The sequence below is a fragment of the Pseudomonas sp. FYR_5 genome (assembly GCF_043106315.1).
GTDB classification, from domain to species: domain Bacteria; phylum Pseudomonadota; class Gammaproteobacteria; order Pseudomonadales; family Pseudomonadaceae; genus Aquipseudomonas; species Aquipseudomonas putida_Y.
The window spans coordinates 1-19,591 of record NZ_JBICMK010000010.1; the positions used below are offsets into that span (position 1 = coordinate 1).

14 protein-coding genes are annotated in these 19,591 nt (G+C 61.6%); 3 read left to right on the forward strand and 11 right to left on the reverse strand.

What is annotated here, in order from left to right; genetic code table 11:
* Nucleotides 1–159: 159 nt before the first annotated feature.
* From ACF8RA_RS00880 to ACF8RA_RS00890, 3 genes are all read right to left on the reverse strand, one after another.
* Nucleotides 160–2,589, reverse strand: coding sequence for a TonB-dependent siderophore receptor (locus ACF8RA_RS00880; protein WP_392518684.1), 2,430 nt, complete (start codon nt 2,587–2,589; stop codon nt 160–162).
* A gap of 108 nt (nt 2,590–2,697) precedes the next feature.
* Nucleotides 2,698–3,660, reverse strand: coding sequence for a FecR family protein (locus ACF8RA_RS00885; protein ID WP_392518685.1), 963 nt, complete (start codon nt 3,658–3,660; stop codon nt 2,698–2,700).
* Nucleotides 3,661–3,680: 20 nt separating this feature from the next.
* Entirely contained in the window at nt 3,681–4,166 is a 486-nt protein-coding gene (locus ACF8RA_RS00890) for an RNA polymerase sigma factor (protein ID WP_003248496.1), read from the reverse strand.
* Nucleotides 4,167–4,673: 507 nt separating this feature from the next.
* Between ACF8RA_RS00890 and ACF8RA_RS00895 the strand changes: the two genes are divergently transcribed.
* On the forward strand, nt 4,674–5,837 hold the full coding sequence (locus ACF8RA_RS00895) for a type III PLP-dependent enzyme (protein ID WP_021781787.1): 1,164 nt from the start codon (nt 4,674–4,676) through the stop codon (nt 5,835–5,837).
* A 28-nt stretch (nt 5,838–5,865) separates the two neighbouring features.
* Here the strand turns inward: ACF8RA_RS00895 and ACF8RA_RS00900 are convergent, their stop codons facing one another.
* Nucleotides 5,866–6,636, reverse strand: coding sequence for a tetratricopeptide repeat protein (locus tag ACF8RA_RS00900; RefSeq protein ID WP_392460815.1), 771 nt, complete (start codon nt 6,634–6,636; stop codon nt 5,866–5,868).
* Between the two features lie 3 nt (nt 6,637–6,639).
* On the reverse strand, nt 6,640–7,320 hold the full coding sequence (locus tag ACF8RA_RS00905; protein ID WP_021781785.1) for a Fe2+-dependent dioxygenase: 681 nt from the start codon (nt 7,318–7,320) through the stop codon (nt 6,640–6,642).
* 221 nt (nt 7,321–7,541) lie between these two features.
* Here ACF8RA_RS00905 and ACF8RA_RS00910 point away from each other — a divergent pair, with 221 nt between their 5' ends.
* Together ACF8RA_RS00910 and ACF8RA_RS00915 are read left to right on the forward strand one after the other, a co-directional pair.
* Complete coding sequence (locus ACF8RA_RS00910) at nt 7,542–9,785, forward strand: TonB-dependent siderophore receptor (protein ID WP_176685833.1); 2,244 nt, start codon at nt 7,542–7,544, stop codon at nt 9,783–9,785.
* Between the two features lie 102 nt (nt 9,786–9,887).
* On the forward strand, nt 9,888–12,443 hold the full coding sequence (locus ACF8RA_RS00915; RefSeq protein WP_176685832.1) for a sulfite reductase flavoprotein subunit alpha: 2,556 nt from the start codon (nt 9,888–9,890) through the stop codon (nt 12,441–12,443).
* A 360-nt stretch (nt 12,444–12,803) separates the two neighbouring features.
* On the opposite strand, the gene ACF8RA_RS00920 is transcribed toward ACF8RA_RS00915, so the two are convergent.
* The 6 genes from ACF8RA_RS00920 to hisS form a co-directional block, all read right to left on the reverse strand.
* Nucleotides 12,804–13,595, reverse strand: a complete 792-nt coding sequence (locus ACF8RA_RS00920; RefSeq protein ID WP_021781782.1) for an amidohydrolase — start codon at nt 13,593–13,595, stop codon at nt 12,804–12,806.
* On the reverse strand, nt 13,583–14,731 hold the full coding sequence (locus ACF8RA_RS00925; RefSeq protein ID WP_176685537.1) for a pyridoxal phosphate-dependent aminotransferase: 1,149 nt from the start codon (nt 14,729–14,731) through the stop codon (nt 13,583–13,585). Before ACF8RA_RS00925 ends, ACF8RA_RS00920 begins: the two co-directional genes overlap by 13 nt.
* Nucleotides 14,732–14,882: 151 nt before the next feature.
* Complete coding sequence (der, locus tag ACF8RA_RS00930) at nt 14,883–16,346, reverse strand: ribosome biogenesis GTPase Der (protein WP_176685536.1); 1,464 nt, start codon at nt 16,344–16,346, stop codon at nt 14,883–14,885.
* A 113-nt stretch (nt 16,347–16,459) separates the two neighbouring features.
* Nucleotides 16,460–17,602: an outer membrane protein assembly factor BamB gene (gene bamB / locus ACF8RA_RS00935; protein WP_392518686.1), complete on the reverse strand. Its 1,143-nt coding sequence runs from the start codon at nt 17,600–17,602 to the stop codon at nt 16,460–16,462.
* Nucleotides 17,603–18,244, reverse strand: coding sequence for a tetratricopeptide repeat protein (locus tag ACF8RA_RS00940; protein WP_176685535.1), 642 nt, complete (start codon nt 18,242–18,244; stop codon nt 17,603–17,605).
* A 39-nt stretch (nt 18,245–18,283) separates the two neighbouring features.
* On the reverse strand, nt 18,284–19,573 hold the full coding sequence (hisS, locus tag ACF8RA_RS00945; protein WP_176685534.1) for a histidine--tRNA ligase: 1,290 nt from the start codon (nt 19,571–19,573) through the stop codon (nt 18,284–18,286).
* Between the last annotated feature and the right edge of the window lie 18 nt (nt 19,574–19,591).

Genomic DNA, 19,591 nt, shown 5'->3' on the forward strand with positions numbered 1-19,591 from the left:
ACCCGCGAATACGGTAGCGGCGGCAACGGTGAGCGGCTGGTGAAATTGGCCAGCAGGCCCGGCCCTTTCGCGGGTAAACCCGCTCCTACCCCCAAACCTCGAAGGCCTGGAGGCTCTCGGTACCCGCGAAGGGCTGCAAAGCGGCCTGGCAGCCTCGGATCAAAACCCTACACTGGCCTGCACATAGAAGGTCCGTGGTTCACCCACATAGAGGCCGGCATTGTTGTCACTGGAGCGGGTGAAGTACTGCTTGTCGAACAGGTTCTTCACCCCCGCCGCCAGCTTCAGGTTGGACCACTGCGGCCCGAATTCATAACCGCCACGGGCATGCCAGGTCACGTAGCCCGGAATATCGCCATACCGCCCGTCAGCACTCGGCTCGGTGATGTAGTCGCCATTGAAACTGCCATCGGCATTGATTCCGGTGCCGGGTGCGCGCTGCCTGGATTGGGCGTAGGCATCCAGGTTCCAGGTCCAGTGGTTGACCGCGTAACGCACCCCGGCAGTGGCCACCTGGCGTGAATAGAACGGCAGGTCACGGCCCTTGAATCCCGGGATATCCCCTTCATAGGTTGCGCGGGTATAGGTGTAGCCACCGCTCACCGACAGCCCGTCCAGGCGCGGGTCCAGCCCGGCCAGGTCATAGCGCACCGAGGCCTCGACACCCTGGTGCCTGGTCGCCCCCAGGTTGGTCCAGCCCACGTCGTTGCTGATGTACTGCAGCTCATCATCGAAGTCGATGTAGAACGCCGTCAGCTCACCGGCAAAGCCACCATTGTCATAACGGGTACCGATTTCGTAGGTCTTGGCCTTCTCCGGCTCCAGGCCATTGGCCGTACTGTTGCCAGAACCGCCCTGGCCCAGCTGGAAGTACTGCAGGCTACCGAACGAAGTCTCGTAGTTGGCGAACACCTTCCAGGCATCGGAAACGTGGTACATCACGCTCAGTGCCGGCAAAGGCTCGTTGCTGGTGATGCTGCGCTTCTTCTCGGCTACCGGGCGGTTGTTGGCGTCCAGTACCGGGCGGTCGCGCCAGTCGGTATTGATGTGCTCGAAGCGCACGCCAGGGGTGATGGTCCAGTTGCCCACGTCGATCTTGTCGTCGATGTAGTAGGCGCTGGCTTCAGTACCGCCGCTGCGGTCCTGGAACACGTGGCCGTCAGAAGTCGGGGTCACCGTCGGCACGTTGTCGATCAGCGCCAGCCGAGTCGTCTGTTCGCGCATCGCTTCCTTCAGGTAACGGTAACCGACACTGACTTCCTGGGTGGTTGGGCCGGCAAAGAAGATGCGCGAAACACGGGGTTCGATGGCAAAGGTGTGGTAGTTGCGCGGGTACGACGACAACGTCTTCATGTCCCGCGAGGCAATGGTGCTGCCGCGGAAACTGTCGGTGTAGTAAGTCAGCACTTCGAACTGGGTGGCATCGTCGAGCTGCCGCTGCCATTTGAACGACACATCCTTGCGCCGGCCCGCGAAGTAGTCGTAATCGCGCAGCGACTGATACGGGTTGCTGTCGTATTGGGCCTGGGTCAGGCCACCCGGCATGTCGGCACGGCCATCGTAATAATGGAAGTTGAGCCAGAACTCATCGACATCGGTTGGCGCCCAATGCGTCTTGAGGATAACGTCGTCGATGTCGTTGCCGTTGTTGCTTTCACGGTAACCGTTGCCATTCACCCCGGTGTACAGCAGCGCCACGCCCATGCCATTGTCGGCCGTGCCGCCGACGAAGGCTGACTCGGTGTGTTTCCAGCCACCGTGCCGGGAGGTTTCCAGCGTGGTGGACAGCTCTGCCGAGGCCTTTTGCGGAATCGCCCGGGTTACGAAGTTGATCACCCCGCCCACGTTCTGCGGGCCGTAGCGCACCGAACCGGCACCGCGCACGACGTCGATGCTGTCGAGGTTGCCAGAGGAAATCGGTGCCATCGACAGCTGTGGCTGGCCATACGGCGCGAAGGCGGCCGGGATACCATCGATCAGTACCGTGGAGCGCGGCGACAGGCGCGAAGTAAGGCCACGCACGCCCACGTTCAGCGACAGGTCGCTGCCACCGGTTCCGTTGGAGTCCTGCACTTGCACGCCGGGGATGCCACGCAGCACGTCGCGCACATTCATTGCACCCTTTTCCACCATTGCCTCGCGGCGCACCACGGTGCGTGCCCCGGGGTGGTTCTGTACCACGCTCTGCTGGGCATCCCCCAGCCAGTCACCGACCACCTTGATATCGGTGGGTGCCAGCTCCAGGCTGCCGCTGCCCAGGTCAAGGGTAGTCGGCAGAGGCTTCACCACAACGGTGTCCCGGGACATCTCGAAGGTGAGCCCGCTGCCTTGCAGCAGCTGTTGCAGCGCCTGCACCGGCGTCAGGTTGCCCGATACCGCCGGGGCCTGTTTACCGGCGACCAGCTCGGGGCTGAAAAACAGCTGCAGGCTGGTCTGCTGGCCGAGCTGGTTCAGCGCCGAACCCAACGGCTGAGCCTGGATCTGGAGGGTATTACCGGCCTCTGCGGCCTGGCTGCCAACGGCCACAGTGCTGACCGCCAGGGCCAGCGCCAGGGCGCGAAAGCGTGGAAGGGATTTGTTGTTGTTCACGTCGTCGAAACATCCTGGAATGCGGAATAAACGCCAACCGCGTGCAAATGGAAATGCTTGGCAGTTGCAGCTGGCGAGGAAGACGAACGAGTGAAAAAAAACCTGAATCTATTTGGCGATTATTTCGCTGGAGCCGTCTTCATGGGCCTTGATGGCCACCGGCAGGATGCTCGGCAAGGCCCGCAGCAGAGCGTCTGGGTCGTTGGTGCTGAAGGTGCCTGACAGGCGCAGCCGGGCGACTTTACCAGGGGCGACCCGCAATGGCTGGCTACGGTAGCGAGAAGCTTCGGCCACTACTTCGGCGAGGATTGCATTGTCGAACACCAGTTTCCCCTGACGCCATGCGGTCATGGCGCCGATATTGACCGCATAGGGTGCGGCGACCAGGCCCTGTTCATCTATATGCGACCCCTGCCCGGCCGTCAGTTGCGCCAGCGAGGCGCCCTTGCCCTGCACCCGCACCGACCCCTGTTCCACCGCCACACGGGTGCTGGCTGGGTCCAGGCGTACGTCAAAGCGGGTACCTGTGACGATCACACTGCCCTGGGCAGTGTCGACCACAAACGGCCGGTTACTGTCATGGGCGACGCTGAACATCACTTCACCGGCGTTCAGGCGCACGTGCCGCTGGCCGGCGCTGAACTCCACCTGCAACTGCGTGCTGCCATTGAGCTCGAGATGCGAGCCATCCGGCAGTTCGACCTGACGGCGCTCATTGAAGGCCGTCTGCAGGCTGCCCTGATGGTTCAGTTGCAGGTAGTGCCAGCCACCCCAGCCCAGGGCCAGCGCCACTGCCGCGACACTGGCGGCCAACGCCTGGCGCATGAAACGTCGTCGTGGCAGCTGCTGTACCGGGTCTGGCTGGCACAGCGCCTCCAGGCGCTGGCGTGGAATGAAGTCGGCAGCCTGCCATACGCGGCAGAGATGCTCGTATTCTTCCCGGTGGTGCTCGTCGCTCGCCAGCCAGGCACGCAACTGTTTGTGCAGCCCGGCATCCCGAGGTGCGTCCTGCACGCGGGCGAACCATGCGGCCGCCTGCTCGCGGACGGCATCGGTACCGTACTGTTCCATCGAAAAGATCTCCTGACTCTTCATGCCGACACATCCAGGTGCTCACGCAAGTGCCGGAGCGTGCGGATCATATACTTTTCGACCATGTTCTTGCTCAACCCCATGCGCTCGGCAATCTCGGCCTGGGTCAGGCCTTCGAGCTTCTGCCAGATGAACACCTGCCGGCAGTTGAGTGGCAGCTCGGCCAGGGCCCGCTCAACGCTGTCGGCCAGCTCCAGGGCATGCACGTAGGCTTCCGGGTCGCCACTGCCGGTTGCGCCTTCTTCGAAGGCTTCCCGCTCCAGGGCCTGGCGCCGGTCTTCGCGACGGAAGCCATCCACAGCGATGTTGCGCGCAGCCTGATGCAGGTAGGCGCGTGGCTGCTCCACCTGCTCGCGCGGGGTTTCCAGTACCCGGACAAAGGCATCATGGGTGAGGTCCTCGGCCTGCTGACGACTGCGCAGCTTGCGCGTCCAGGTGCCGATCAGCTCATGGTAGTGGTCGAGGAAGCCTTTGTGTCCGGACACGGTCGGGGGTCATCGGGGAGGCAGATAAGGGTGCGAATAGTAATGTTTCTCATCAAAAGCAGCAAATCCGCCAGTCGGTAACAAAAAATTTATGGGCGATTTCCTGTACGGGGGTACCAGGAAAATGTGGCCATAAATATGAACACCTCCGGCCCTTTCGCGGGCAAGCCCGCTCCCACATGGAACGCGTATCCCCTGTAGGAGCGGGCTTGACCGCAAAGGGCCCAACACGCTCCATTCCACAATTTTTTACGCTTGAAAGATCGCAGGGAACATCAGCCGGTCACACGAGTCGGTTATTCAAATGGCTGGTCGTCGATCCACGTCGATCACGCCCGGATTGCCTGTTGATTCTGCATTCTTCACGCCCTAAAGTGCGCGCCGAACGTCCATGCTGGAAACGATCCATCCGGCTCAAGTACTGAGTAGGCGAACCAAAGTGGGGATACGGAGGACGTTCAGTTTGCAGCCACTTAATCTTTCAGTTTGCCCATGGAGTCCCTGAGCATGTCGATCCAGGTCGAAGACTATTTCGCGCGTGAAACCTTCCAGAAAATGAAGGCGTTCGCTGACAAGCAGGAAACCCCGTTCGTACTCATCGACACCCAGATGATCAGCCAGGCGTATGACGACCTGCGCGCCGGTTTCGAATTCGCCAAGGTCTACTACGCGGTCAAGGCCAACCCGGCCGTGGAAATCATCGACCTGCTCAAAGAGAAAGGTTCGAGCTTCGACATCGCCTCGATCTACGAGCTGGACAAAGTACTGGGCCGCGGTGTCAGCGCCGACCGTATCAGCTACGGCAACACCATCAAGAAGTCCAAGGACATCCGCTACTTCTACGAGAAGGGCGTGCGCCTGTACGCCACCGACTCGGAAGCCGACCTGCGCAACATCGCCAAGGCCGCACCGGGCTCGAAAGTGTATGTGCGTATCCTGACTGAAGGCTCCACCACTGCCGACTGGCCGCTGTCCCGCAAGTTCGGCTGCCAGACCGACATGGCCATGGACCTGCTGATCCTCGCCCGTGACCTGGGCCTGGTTCCTTACGGTATCTCCTTCCACGTGGGTTCGCAGCAACGCGACATCAGCGTGTGGGACGCCGCCATCGCCAAGGTCAAGGTAATCTTCGAACGCCTGAAAGAAGAAGACGGCATCGAACTGAAGCTGATCAACATGGGTGGTGGCTTCCCGGCCAACTACATCACCCGTACCAACAGCCTGGAAACCTACGCCGAAGAAATCATCCGCTTCCTCAAGGAAGACTTCGGTGACGAACTGCCGGAAATCATCCTCGAGCCTGGCCGTTCGCTGATCGCCAACGCCGGCATCCTGGTCAGCGAAGTGGTGCTGGTCGCACGCAAGTCGCGTACCGCCGTCGAGCGCTGGATCTACACCGACGTAGGCAAGTTCTCCGGCCTGATCGAAACCATGGACGAAGCCATCAAGTTCCCGATCTGGACCGAGAAGAAAGGCGAAGCCGAAGAAGTGGTCATCGCCGGCCCGACCTGCGACAGTGCCGACATCATGTACGAGAACTACAAGTACGGGCTGCCGCTGAACCTGGCCATCGGTGACCGCCTGTACTGGCTGTCGACCGGCGCCTACACCACCAGCTACAGCGCAGTGGAATTCAACGGCTTCCCGCCGCTGAAGGCTTACTACCTGTAATGCACGACGGGGCCGAAAGGCCCCGTTTTCATGTGTGCTCTCCTGTACCGGCCTCTCCGCGCCGATCGATTTCCTCGGCATACCGCGCCGCAAAGGCCATCAACACCGGCCCTGCGCCCTGCAGGGTTACCAACGCAGCACGCAGGAAATTCATGTTCCCCGCAACCCGGGCCTGCTCCAGCCACTGCCCTGCCTCGGCCAACTGCCCACGCTCGACCAGCACCAGCGCCAGGCTGAACATCCCGCGAAAATCCCCCGCCTCGGCCGAACGCCGATACCAGCGCACCGCCCGCGCCGGGCTGGGCGCCGTGGCGATGCCCTGCTCCAGGTAACGCCCATACAGGTTCATCGATTTGGCATGCCCCAGCTGTGCAGCCTTCTCGTAGCACATCAGCGCCTGCACCTGATTGACCGGCACCCCACGCCCGGTCGCCAGAAGGTTGCCCAGGTTATACAGGCCCCAGTCCAAACCGGAATCAGCCGCACGGGCGTAGTGAACGGCAGCCTGCGCCAAATTCACCTCACCGCCCCAACCATGCTCCAGGCAACGCCCGAGCATGTTGTGCGCCATGGCATTCCCCCCCTGTGCAGCGATACCGAACCAGCGCCGGGCGACGGTGGCATCCTGCTGGATGCCAAGCCCATCCAGCAGGATCTGTCCCAGCAGCAACTGCGCCTCGACCGCACCCTGCCCCGCTGCCGCCAGAATTGCCTGGGCGGCCTTGCCGGGGGATTCCTCGAGCATGGCCTGCAAGCCGGCCACATCCACCACTTCCTCACGCCGCAGCAGGTAAGACACGGCTCAAACCTCAGCCCAGCGGCGCAGCAAGTTATGGTAAGTGCCCGTCAGCTGCAACAACGAAGGATGGTCCGGCACATCGGCAGTCAGTTGCTGGATTGCGTTGTCCATCTCGAACAGCAGCGTCCGCTGGCTGTCATCGCGCACCAGGCTCTGGGTCCAGAAGAATGCGGCATAGCGTTGGCCACGGGTCACCGGGTTGACCTTGTGCAAGCTAGTGCCGGGGTACAGCACCATGTCACCGGCGGCCAGCTTGACCTGCTGCACGCCATAGGTGTCCTGGATCACCAGCTCACCGCCGTCGTAGCTTTCCGGGTCGCTGAGGAACAACGTGGAAGACAGGTCGGTACGCACCCGCTCCGGGCTGCCCTTGGGCTGGCGCAGGGCGTTGTCGATGTGGAAGCCGAAGTTGCCACCTTCGCGGTAGCAATTGATCAGCGGCGGGAACACCTTGTGCGGCAACGCTGCCGACATGAAGCGCGGGGTTTTCCACAGGCGGTCGATCAACGCAGTGCCAATTTCCTTGGCCAGCGCATGGCCTTCCGGCAACTGCAGGTTGTGCTTGGCCTTGGCCGACTGATAACCCGCCGTAAGCTTGCCATCGGCCCAGTCGGCCTGCTCCAGCGCCTCGCGAATACGGGCCAGTTCATCAGCGTCGAACAGACCTGGGATGTGAAGCAGCATGGCAACAGCACCGTTGGGAAATGTAAAGGCTCAATGATATTGATTCCCTTTTGCGCTACACAAGCCCCATTCGCCGCTTAAGACGTTTCAGCTGCATGAAACCGTAAAGACAAATTGTAAAGATTGTAAATTCTTCACGAATGGTAACGACTCTCAATTGTTAGTCAAAATTGCTTACATTAAGATCCACCGCCTCGAAACCTTGGGGAAGGTCCTTACCAATGCGTCACTACGTGCCATCTGCTGTGAGCTCACAACGCCTGCTTGCGTCCGCCATCGGCGTTGCCATCTCTGCTGCATCGACTGCTCAGCTTGCATGTGCAGATGATCAGGCTGCTGATTCTGTCATTTCACTCGACGCGACCAGCGTCAACGCGGCACAGGATGTCACCAGCTACAAGACGGACACCGCCAGCTCGAAGAAGTACACCGCCCCGCTGCGTGAAACACCGAAGAGTGTCACGGTGATCCCTCAGCAAGTCATTCGTGACACGGGTGCGACGTCCTTGGTAGACGCCTTGCGTACAACCCCAGGCATCACTTTTGGCGCAGGCGAAGGCGGCAACCCAGCGGGTGACCGCCCTATCATCCGCGGCTTCAACGCCGAAAGTGACGTATTTGTCGATGGCATGCGCGATGTCGCATCTCAAAGCCGGGAGATCTTCAACGTCGAGTCCATTGAGGTCGCAAAAGGCCCTGGCTCCGCTTTTACCGGTGCTGGCTCGACGGGCGGGAGCCTCAACCTGGTCACCAAGAGCGCAAAACTTGGCGATAGCTACAACGGTGGGTTCACTTGGGGTTCAGACCAGACCAAACGCACCACCCTGGACTTGAACAAGCAACTGACCGACACCTCTGCCTTTCGCTTGAACCTGATGAAGCACGAAGCCAACGTCGCCGGTCGTGACGATGTGGATGTGAGCCGTTGGGGGGTAGCACCGTCGTTCGCTTTTGGCTTGGGCACCGATACACGGGTCACAGTGGGTTACTACCACCTGAAGACTGACGACATGCCTGACTACGGCATCCCGCTGAACCGCAGCGCCACGCGCAGCAAATACAATGTAGATGGCCCGGCTCATGTTGACCGCGACAACTTCTACGGTTTGAACGGACGCGACTATCGCAAGACCAGCAACGACAGCGGCACGATCCGTATCGAACATGACCTGAACGAAAACCTGACACTGTCCAACAGCTTCCGCATGTCGCGCTCGACCCTCGACTACATCGTGACCAACCCGGATGACAGTAAAGGTAACGTCGCCAACGGTACGGTCTATCGCGCCACCAAGAACCGCAATTCGACGTCCAAAGGCTGGGTGAACCAGACCGACCTGAGTGCCAAGTTCAATACCGGCTTCATCGAGCATAGCCTGGTGACAGGCCTGGAGTTCACCTACAGCGACACGCATAACCGCGGGTATGTCGTCACCTCGGCCGCTGGCACAGGCACTGTTTGCACCCCCGCCTTGCTGGCCTCGGGCGACTGCACCAGCCTCTACGACCCGTCCCCGGATGACGGCTGGTCTGGCACGATTACCGACAGCCAAGCCTTCACCGATACGGATACGAAGACCAGCGCTGCCTACGTATTTGACACGCTGACTTTCAACGAACAGTGGTCGCTGAACCTTGGCCTGCGTTACGACGATTACCAGACCAAATCAAGCGGATACAGCACAGGTGGTCGTGGCTCGGTGGCGGGGGACTTCTCTCGCGAAAACAACGCGCATCTGTGGAACTACCAAGTTGGCGTAGTCTACAAGCCGTTGCCAAACGGCAGTATTTACGCTGCATGGTCGACCTCCAGCAACCCGTCGGGCGAAACCAGCGGCAATGGCGGCCTGGAGCTGGCGGCCAACAACAGCAACCTCGATCCAGAACGTAACCGCAACTACGAAATCGGCACGAAGTGGGACTTCTTCGACGATAACCTATCGTTGACCGCAGCCTTGTTCCGTACCGACAAAACCAACGCACGCGTCACCGATCCAGACAATGCCACTTATCAGGTGCTCGATGGCGAACAACGGGTCCAGGGTGTGGAGCTGACCTACTCGGGTAACCTGACCAGCAAGTGGAAGGTCTATGGCGGCTACACCTATATGGAAAGCGAGATCGTGAAAACCTCTACTGCAGCGAACGAAGGCAACCACATGCCTAGCACGCCGCGTAACAACTTCACGTTCTGGTCGACCTACGACATCATTCCGCAACTGACCGTCGGTGCTGGCGCGACTTTTGTCGACTCGCGCTTCGGTGACGAAGCCAACTCTGTCGAGGTGCCTTCCTACTGGCGCTATGACGCCATGGCTACCTATCGCCTGACGAAGAATGTCGACTTGCAGCTGAATGTGCAAAACCTGACCGACAAGCGTTACTTCGATCAAGTATTCGCTACGCATTACGCTCACGTAGCGCCTGGCCGTACTGCACTCATGAGTGCCAACTTCCACTTCTAATCAAGTCACCCCGAGCCCCGTTCATTCCCGTGAGCGGGGCTTTTGCGTATCAAGGCATAATGCACGCCGCGCAGGTCGCGGCAGCAACTCAAGGTGAGTAACGTGGTGAAGAAGACGCTGTTCCAATTGCACTGGTTCTTTGGCATCACCGCTGGCCTGGTGCTGGCCTTGATGGGCATTACCGGGGCGCTGTACTCGTTCCAGGAAGAACTGCTGCGCGCATTCAATGCCGATGTACTCAAGGTAGAAGTACGCGCCGAAGGCGTGCTGCCGCCGGCCGAGCTGGTTAAACGGGTCGAAGCCCAGCAGCACGACAAGGTGTCGATGCTGTGGGTCGACGTGCGTGAAGGCAACGCTGCACGTATCTTCTTCATGCCGGCACCGGGCGAACGCCGTGGCGAACTGCGCTATGCCGACCCGTACACCGGCGAACTCAAGGGTGAAGTGGCCGGGCAAGGCTTCTTCAACCTCATGCTCAAGCTGCACCGCTTCCTCGCCATAGGCGACACTGGCCGGCAAATCACCGGGGCCTGCACCTTGATGCTGGTGTTCTTCTGCCTGTCCGGCCTGTACCTGCGCTGGCCGCGCAAAGCGCTGGACTGGCGCACCTGGCTGACCTTCGACTGGGCCAAGAAAGGCCGCGCCTTCAACTGGGACCTGCACGCCGTGGCAGGTACCTGGTGCCTTCTGTTCTACCTTCTGTTCGCCCTGACCGGCCTGTTCTGGTCCTATGAGTGGTACCGCGAAGGCCTGAACAAGCTGCTGGCTGACGCGCCGGCTGCGGGCCAGCAGCAAAAACGTGGTGAAGGCCGTGGCCGGCACGGGCCGCAGAAAGTCGACCGGAATGCGCCACCGCTGGTGGTGGACTACGACGCCATCTGGGCCAACCTCAAGGACGCCGCGGGCCCAGGCCTTTCCACCTACAACCTGCGCCTGCCGCCCGCTGGCGGTCAGCCGGCCAACCTGTTCTACCTGCTCGACAACGCTGCCCACCCACGTGCCTTCAATACCCTGGTCCTGGACCCGGCCACTGGCCAGGTTAAAAAGCACGACCGCTACACCGACAAGTCCTTCAAGGCGCAACTGCTGCAGAGTGTTTACGCCTTGCATGTGGGCGAGTACTTCGGCTTGCCGGGGCGCATCATCGTCACCATCGCCAGCCTGACCATGCCGTTGTTCTTCGTCACTGGCTGGCTGCTGTACCTCGACCGTCGCCGCAAGAAACGTCAGGTGCGCGCAGCCCGTGGCAAGGTCGCCAACAGCAACGGCAATGGCGACGGTTGGCTGATCGGTTTTGCCAGCCAGAGTGGCTTTGCCGAGCAGTTGGCCTGGCAGAGTGCGAAGCAGCTACAGGCAGCTGGCCAGACAGTTCAGGTGCGCGCCCTTGCCGAGCTGGGTGAAAACGACCTGCGCCAGGCCCATCGCGCGCTCTTCGTGGTGAGTACCTTCGGCGACGGCGAAGCGCCCGACAGCGCTCGCGCCTTCGAGCGCAAGGTGCTCGGCCAGCCTTGGGCACTGAACAACCTCAACTATGCCCTGCTCGCCCTCGGTGATCGTCAGTACCCGCACTTCTGCGGTTTCGCTCGTCGTCTCCAGGCGTGGCTGGGGGAGCGCGGTGCCAGCAGTGCATTCAGCCCGGTGGAAGTGGACAACGCCGACCAGGCCGCCCTGCAGCAATGGCAGCAGGAACTGGCGCAACTGACCGGCGCCCAGCCGGTGGCCGCCTGGCAACCGCCAACCTTTGCCAACTGGTCGCTGGTGCGCCGCAAACTGCTCAACCCTGGCAGCCAAGGCCAACCGGTGTACCTGCTTGGCCTGCAGGCTGCAGAACCTGCAAGCTGGGAAGCCGGCGATCTGGTAGAGATACTGCCGCTGAATGGGCAGCCACGGATCGACGCGTTCCTCAAGGGCATGGCACTGGACGCCAACAGCCAGGTGCAGGTGAATGGCCTGAGCGAAACCCTTGCCCAGGCACTCGCTGGCCGCCAGTTGCCGATGCGCCGCGACCACCTGATCGGCTTACAGCCGCAGGCACTGGTGGATGCACTGGTACCGATCGGCAGCCGCGAATACTCCATCGCCTCGATCGCCAGCGATGGTGTGCTGGAGCTGATCGTGCGCCAGGAACGCCACCCTGACGGCAACCTTGGTTTGGGCTCTGGCTGGCTGACCGAATACCTGCCAATGAATGGCACCCTGAGCCTGCGCCTGCGGCGTAACAGTGGCTTCCATCTGCCTGAGGCCGCTGCGCCGATGATCCTGATCGGCAACGGTACTGGCCTGGCAGGCCTTCGCAGCCTGTTGCGCGCGCGGGTCAATGCCGGTGAGCAGCGCAACTGGCTGTTGTTCGGCGAGCGTAATCGGGCGCATGACTTGCTGTGCGGCGATGAGCTGCAGGCTTGGCTGGACAACGGCGACCTGGCACGGCTGGACCTGGCGTTCTCGCGCGATCAGGCCGAGAAGGTGTATGTGCAGGACGTGATGCTGCAACAGGCCGAGGATTTCAAGCGCTGGGTGGCCGATGGGGCTTGCGTGTATGTCTGCGGCAGCCTGCAAGGCATGGCGGCTGGGGTGGATGCGGCGCTCAATCGCATGCTGGGTGAAGAAGCTGTACAGCAGTTGATCGAGGATGGGCGGTATCGGCGGGATGTGTATTGACCGGAAATCGATTCAACCAGCGCCGGCCTCTTCGCGGGTGAACCCGCTCCTACGACGGCCTGTGTCCAACCCCAGATGTGTGTCCACCACTGATCTGTGTAGGAGCGGGTTTACCCGCGAATACGGTAGCGGCGGCAACGGTGAACGGCGGGTGGATATTGGCCAGCAGGGCCGGCCTCTTCGCGGGTGAACCCGCTCCTACACGACGGCCTGTGTCCAACCCCAGATGTGTGTCCACCACCGATCTGTGTAGGAGCGGGTTTACCCGCGAATACGCTGGCGGCGGCAACGGTGAAGGGCCAGGGAGATTGGCCACCAGGCCCTTTCGCGGGCAGGCCCGCGAAGAAGCCGGCGCTGCTGTCAGTGCAGCTCGAAGGTATCGGCATCCAGGTTGGCCGGGAACTTGGCCCGGTACGCCGCCAGTTCCGACGCGCTCAGCACTGCAGTAAACACCCCGTCCGCCTCCCCGGCACTGAGCAGGCTCTCACCCTGGAAATCCAGCACCTGGCTGTCACCAGAATAAGCAAAGCCTTTACCGTCCGTGCCCACCCGGTTCACCGCCGCCACATAGCACAGGTTTTCGATGCCCCGCGCCGGCAGCAGACGGTTCCAGTGCTGGCGGCGCGCGGCCGGCCAGTTGGCGGTATACAGCAGCAGGTCAGTGTCCTGGGCGTCGCGGCTCCACACCGGGAAGCGCAGGTCGTAGCAGATCAGCGGGCGAATCCGCCAGCCCTTGACCTCGAACTGCACCTGCCGCTCGCCTGGGGTGTAATGTTTGTGCTCACCGGCCATGCGGAACAGGTGGCGTTTGTCGTAGTGCAGAATCTCGCCGTCCGGCCGTGCCCACAACAGGCGGTTGCGGTGGCTGCCATCGGCCGCCTGGATGATCACACTGCCGGTAATCACCGCATTGTGCTTCTTCGCCTGGGCTTTCAACCATTTATAGGTCGGACCGTTCTCCTGCTCGCACAGGCTTTCCGACTGCATCGAAAAGCCGGTGGTGAACATTTCCGGCAGGATCACCAGGTCCACCTCGCCCACCTGCTCCAGCAGCACCTCGAAGTGCGCGTAGTTGGCCTCGCGGTCATGCCAGGCCAGGGTGGTTTGCACCAGGGCGACTTTCAGGTTCGGCAGTGTACTCAGATCGCGCATAGTCTTTCCGCTGCCTGACGCAGCGTCTCCTCTCGTTTGGCAAAGCACAGGCGCACCAGGCGTTGCTCGGGGATGGGTTGCTGGTAGAACACCGATACCGGGATGGTCGCCACGCCGTGCTCACGCGTCAGCCACAGCGACATGTCGACGTCGTTCAGGTCCGGGCGGATTTGCGAATAGTCCACCAGTTGGAAATAAGTGCCCGTCGTGCGGGTAAAGTTGAAACGCGAGCCTCCCAGCAAACCGCAGAACAGGTCGCGCTTGGCCTGGTAAAAGGCCGGCAACTCATCAATATGCTCGGGGTGCTCGGCCATGAAATCGGCCAAGGCACACTGCAGCGGCGTCACGCCACAGAAGTTGACGTACTGGTGCACTTTGCGCAGCTCGGCGCTCAAGGCAGGCGGTGCAATCACGTACCCGGTCTTCCAGCCGGTAACGTGGTACGTCTTGCCGAACGAACTGACCACGAAGGCACGCGAGTACAACTGCTCATGGGCCAGCACGCTGGCGTGGCGTACGCCGTCGTAGACCAGGTGCTCGTACACTTCATCGCTGACCAGGTAGATATCGCGGTCGGCAATAAGCGCGGCCAGCTGGTCGAGGTCTTCGCGAGTGATCAGCGCGCCGCTGGGGTTGTGTGGCGAGTTGAGGATGACCATGCGCGTGCGCGGGCTCAAGGCATCGCTGAATTTCTGCCAGTCGATACGGAAGGTACCGTCGCTCAGCTGCACATGAACACAGCGGCCACCGGCCAGCTCCACCGACGGCTCGTAACTGTCGTAGCAGGGATCGAAGACGATCACTTCGTCACCGGCATGTACCACCGCCTGGATGGCACAGAAAATAGCCTCGGTGGCGCCGGGGGTGATAGTCACTTCCTGATCGGCATCCACCCTGGCCCCATACAGCCGCTCGACCTTGGCCGCTACCTGCTGGCGCAAGGCCGGCAGGCCGGTCATCGGCGAATACTGGTTATGCCCGGCAGCCACGTGCCGGCCCACTGCATCGAGCAGGGCCTGCGGGCCATTGAAGTCAGGAAAACCCTGGGACAGGTTGAGCGCGCCAGCCTGCACGGCGAGCTGGGACATGGTGGTGAAGATGGTCGTGCCGACATTCGGCAGTTTGCTGCGGATCATGGAGCCCTCTTTCCTGGGGTATATCCGGCACGGGGTGGAGTCCGAGCATAGCGGATCAAGCGGTCAGGAAAAAGGTTGAAACAATAGGGGGATTGCTCTGGATCAAGGGGCGTCTGTGGGGGCGACCTTGCCCGCCCCCACATGGCGCTACTTAACGTTTGTCGCGACGCTTCTTCTCGGCCTTCTTGTGGTGCGACATCAGGCGGCGCTTCTTGTTGACCTGGCGATCGGTAAGGGTGTTCTTCTTGCCCTCGTACGGGTTCTCACCCCCCTTGTACTCGATACGGATCGGCGTACCGACCAGCTTGAGCACCCGACGATAGGTGTTTTCCAGGTAACGCGAGTACGACTTGGGAATGCTGTCGGTCTGGTTGCCGTGGATCACGATCAGCGGCGGGTTGGCACCGCCGAGGTGGGCATAGCGCAGCTTGATGCGGCGACCATTGACCATCGGCGGCTGGTGCTCACTCACGGCATCTTCGAGGATTTGCGTCAGGCGGCTGGTTGGCCAACGGGTAACCGCGGACGTGAACGCAGCCTGTACCGACTTGTACAAGTTGCCCACGCCCGTGCCATGCAGCGCGGAAATGAAGTGGATGTCGGCAAAGTCGACGAAGAACAGCCGGCGCTCCAGCTCGGTCTTCACGTAGGCACGCTCACCTGGCTCCATGCCATCCCACTTGTTCAGGGCAATGACGATGGCGCGACCGGCTTCAAGGGCGAAGCCCAGCAGGTTCAGGTCATGGTCGACCACACCTTCGCGGGCATCCATGACGAAGATAACGACGTTGGCGTCCTTGATCGCCTGCAGCGTCTTCACTACCGAGAACTTCTCGACTTCCTCGTGGATCTTGCCCCGCTTGCGCACCCCGGCGGTGTCGATGAAGGTGTACTTCTCGCCATCGCGCTCGAACGGGATGTAGATACTGTCACGGGTAGTGCCTGGCTCGTCGTAGACCACCACACGCTCTTCGCCGAGCATGCGGTTGACCAGCGTCGACTTGCCAACGTTCGGGCGACCGATGATGGCGATCTTGATGCCATCCTTCTCGCTTGGGCCAGGAATGCGCACGGCTTCCTCACCTTCAGCGACGTCCTGGTCGAGGGCTTCCTCTTCGGCATCGCGCGGCAAGTGGCCGAGCACGGCTTCCATCAGGGCACTGATACCACGGCCCTGGGAGCCCGCCACCGGGATGGCGTTACCCATGCCCATTGGCGAGAATTCGGCGCGGGCAACGTCGGGGTCGATGTTGTCGATCTTGTTGGCAACCAGGATCGCCGACTTGTTCCGCTTGCGCAGGTGCTCGGCGATCATCTGGTCGGCTGCGGTCATGCCCGCACGGGCATCAACCAGGAACAGCACGTAGTCGGCTTCTTCGATGGCCATGAGCGACTGCTCGGCCATTTTCTCGTCCATGCCCACTTCGTCACCGGTGATACCACCGGTGTCGATCAGGATGAAGGAGCGACCCTGCCAGCTGGCATCACCATACTGGCGGTCACGGGTCAGGCCCGACAGGTCACCGACGATGGCATCGCGGGTCTTGGTCAGGCGGTTGAACATGGTGGATTTGCCGACGTTCGGGCGGCCCACCAGGGCAATTACGGGAACCATCGGCTCTCCACTCTCGAATTCTTGAAAATGCAAAGGCCGCTGCAAGGCAGCGGCCGGAGTACGGGCGGCGCGTACGCCGCGACTTGAAGCCGGTCAAGGCTTCAAGCATAGCTTCAGCGGATGGTCATTGCCTCGAGCTTGCCGCTGTTGCCAAAGACATAGATGGTGTCGCCGACCACAAGCGGGCGGGCGCGCAGGCCATCGCTGTCGATGCGCTCACGGCCGACGAAACGGCCATCGACCTGGCTGAGCAAGTGCAGGTAACCTTCGAAGTCCCCTACCGCTACGTAGCTGGAGAACACTTCAGGCGCGGTCAGTTGGCGACGCGCCATCGAGTCGTTGGTCCACAGGGCACTGGAAGAACGCTCATCGATACCCTCGACCGAGCCAGAAGCCTCGCTCACATAGACGTTACCGAAGCCCTGGGCGACACCCACGTAGCTGGAGGCATCGCGCTGCCACAGCTCGCGGCCGCTTTCCAGGTCCAGGCCAGCAACGCGCCCCTGGTAAGTGCTGACGTACAAGATACCACCGGACAGCAGCAGGCCGCCGTCAATGTCGACCACACGGTCCAGCTCGGAACGGCCCTGCGGGATGGCCACGCGGCTTTCCCACACCGGCACACCGTTGTTGATGTCCACCGCTACAACCTTGCCGGTAGACAGGCCGGCAACTGCCAGGCGGTTGGTGGCGATTGGCGCACCGGTGCCACGCAGCGTCAGCACGGCCGGGGAGTTCTCGTAGATCCAACGGCGGTCGCCAGTGGCGGCATCCAGGCCAATCAGGCGGTCGTCCTGGGTCTGTACCACCACCACGTCACCGTTGTTGGCAGGCGGGGCCAGCACTTCGCTGGTCACGCGCGAGCGCCAACGCTCCTCACCGGTGCTGGAGTCCAGGGCAATGACTTCACCCTTGAGGGTACCGAGCATGACCAGGCCGTAGCCCACGCCAACTGCGCCGGAAACCTTCAGCTCCAGGTCCTTCTTCCACACCACGTCACCGGTGATGCGATCAAGGGCATAGACTTCGCCGTTGACGTCGGAAGCGTAGATGCGGTCGTTCTCGATGGCCGGGACCAGGGTGTTGTAGGTTTCACCCTGGCCGTCACCGATCGAACGGCTCCACTGCTTCTTCAGCACCACTTCCTCGGTGAACTTGGTCAGCTCGGCCGGGGGCAGTTCCTTCTTGCTGTTGCTGCTGCAACCCGCGGCCAGTACGGCCAGGGTCAGCACTGCTGCATGTTTCCAACCGATCACTTACGCGTCCCCTTTAGCCAGGTCATCCAGCTTCAATTGCAAGCCACCGACCGCCGCGTCATCGGACAGCGCGGCCTTGGCTTTTTCGTAAGCGCTGTGTGCGTCGTCGGCGCGACCCAGCTGAACCAGCAGGTCACCCTTCAACTCTTCACGGCTGGCCAGAAAAGCTTTGTCGGCGTCGCCGTCGAGCAGCTTCAGGGCATCTTCGGCCTTGTTCTGGGCTGCCAGTACGCGCGCCAGACGCTGACGCGAAATCTCGCCCAGGGTGACGTCGGCCGGATTGTCCAGCACGCTTTTCAGCTCCGCTGCGGCGTCATCGAGCTTGCCGCTGTCGACCGCGACCTTGGCCACGAACAGGCTGCCGTACTGGGCGTAAGCGGTGCCGCCAAACTCGCTCTTGAGCTTGCCGGCCAGCTCCGCGACCTTGGTGGTGTCCGGCTGGCCGGTCGGTGTCAGGCTGGTTTCAATCAACGCCTGATACAACTGCGAGGCACCTTGCGACTGGTTGTTCTGGTACTTGTGCCAGGTATTCCAGCCCAACACCACCACGCCAGCCAGCAATGCGCCGGTCAGCAGCGGCTTGCCGTTGCGGCTCCACCAGTCCTTGATCCCTGCCAGGTCATCATCATCGGTACTCGACACCCCAATACTCCTTTTCGCCTATTCGCTTGTTGAACCGCGTTACGCCTGCACGATCGCGGTTTCCAGGTGCTCTGCAAGAGCATCCCAGGCAATGTTCTGTTGTTCGCCCTGGCCGCGCAGGGGCTTCAAGCCGATTTCTTGCTTGGCCAGCTCGTCGTCGCCGAGGATCAGGGCGAACAGTGCACCGCTCTTGTCGGCTTTCTTGAACTGGCTCTTGAAGCTGCCACCACCGGCGTTGACGGCCAGGCGCAGGCCCGGCAAGCGGTCGCGCAGGCCTTCGGACAGGCGCAGGCCGGCCAGCTCCGCCTGCTCGCCAAAGGCGCACAGGTACACGTCGATCTGGCGGCTGATGGACTCCGGCACTTTGCCCAGGGTTTCCAACAGCAGGATCAGGCGCTCGATGCCCATGGCGAAACCAACGCCAGTGGTCGGCTTGCCACCCATCTGTTCGACCAGGCCGTCGTAACGGCCACCCGCGCACACTGTGCCCTGGGCGCCGAGCTTGTCGGTTACCCACTCGAACACGGTCTTGCTGTAATAGTCCAGGCCACGTACCAGCTTGGTGTTGATCACGAACGGAATACCGGCGGCATCCAGGCGGGCCTTGAGGCCCTCGAAGTGCACGCGCGATTCTTCGTCCAGATAGTCTTCCAGCTTCGGCGCGCCGACCAGCACCGCCTGGGTGTTCTGGTCCTTGCTGTCGAGGATGCGCAGCGGGTTGCTCTTCAGGCGACGCTGGCTGTCTTCGTCCAACTGCTCCAGACGCGCCGAAAGGAACTCGACCAGCGCGTCACGGTAGCGTGCGCGGGCTTCACTGGTGCCCAGGCTGTTGAGCTCGAGCTTGACCGCGTCCTGGATGCCCAGCAGGCCCCACAGGCGCCAGGTCAACATGATCAGCTCGGCATCGATGTCCGGGCCGTCCAGGTTGAACACTTCCACGCCAATCTGGTGGAACTGACGGTAACGGCCCTTCTGCGGGCGCTCGTGGCGGAACATCTGGCCGATGTACCACAGCTTCTGCACCTGACCGTTGCCGGTGATGCCGTGCTCGAGCACCGCTCGCACGCAGGCAGCGGTGCCTTCAGGACGCAGGGTCAGCGAATCGCCGTTGCGGTCCTCGAAGGTGTACATCTCTTTTTCGACGATGTCGGTCACTTCACCGATCGAGCGTTTGAACAGCTCGGTGAACTCGACGATCGGCGTGCGGATCTGGCTGTACCCGTAGGTGTCCAGCAGACCGGCCACGGTGCCTTCGAAGTAGCGCCACAGCGGCGACTGTTCTGGCAGGATGTCGTTCATGCCACGAATGGCTTGCAGCGATTTGCTCACGAAAAGTCCTTACGAATT

Bases quoted from the DNA above. Each gene is read 5' to 3' on its own strand.
- ACF8RA_RS00885 (WP_392518685.1), bottom strand. From the start codon at position 3,660: ATGGAACAGTACGGTACCGATGCCGTCCGCGAGCAGGCGGCCGCATGG.
- ACF8RA_RS00895 (WP_021781787.1), top strand. From the start codon at position 4,674: ATGTCGATCCAGGTCGAAGACTATTTCGCGCGTGAAACCTTCCAGAAA.
- ACF8RA_RS00905 (WP_021781785.1), bottom strand. From the start codon at position 7,320: ATGCTGCTTCACATCCCAGGTCTGTTCGACGCTGATGAACTGGCCCGT.
- ACF8RA_RS00910 (WP_176685833.1), top strand. From the start codon at position 7,542: ATGCGTCACTACGTGCCATCTGCTGTGAGCTCACAACGCCTGCTTGCG.
- ACF8RA_RS00920 (WP_021781782.1), bottom strand. From the start codon at position 13,595: ATGCGCGATCTGAGTACACTGCCGAACCTGAAAGTCGCCCTGGTGCAA.
- ACF8RA_RS00925 (WP_176685537.1), bottom strand. From the start codon at position 14,731: ATGATCCGCAGCAAACTGCCGAATGTCGGCACGACCATCTTCACCACC.
- der (WP_176685536.1), bottom strand. From the start codon at position 16,346: ATGGTTCCCGTAATTGCCCTGGTGGGCCGCCCGAACGTCGGCAAATCC.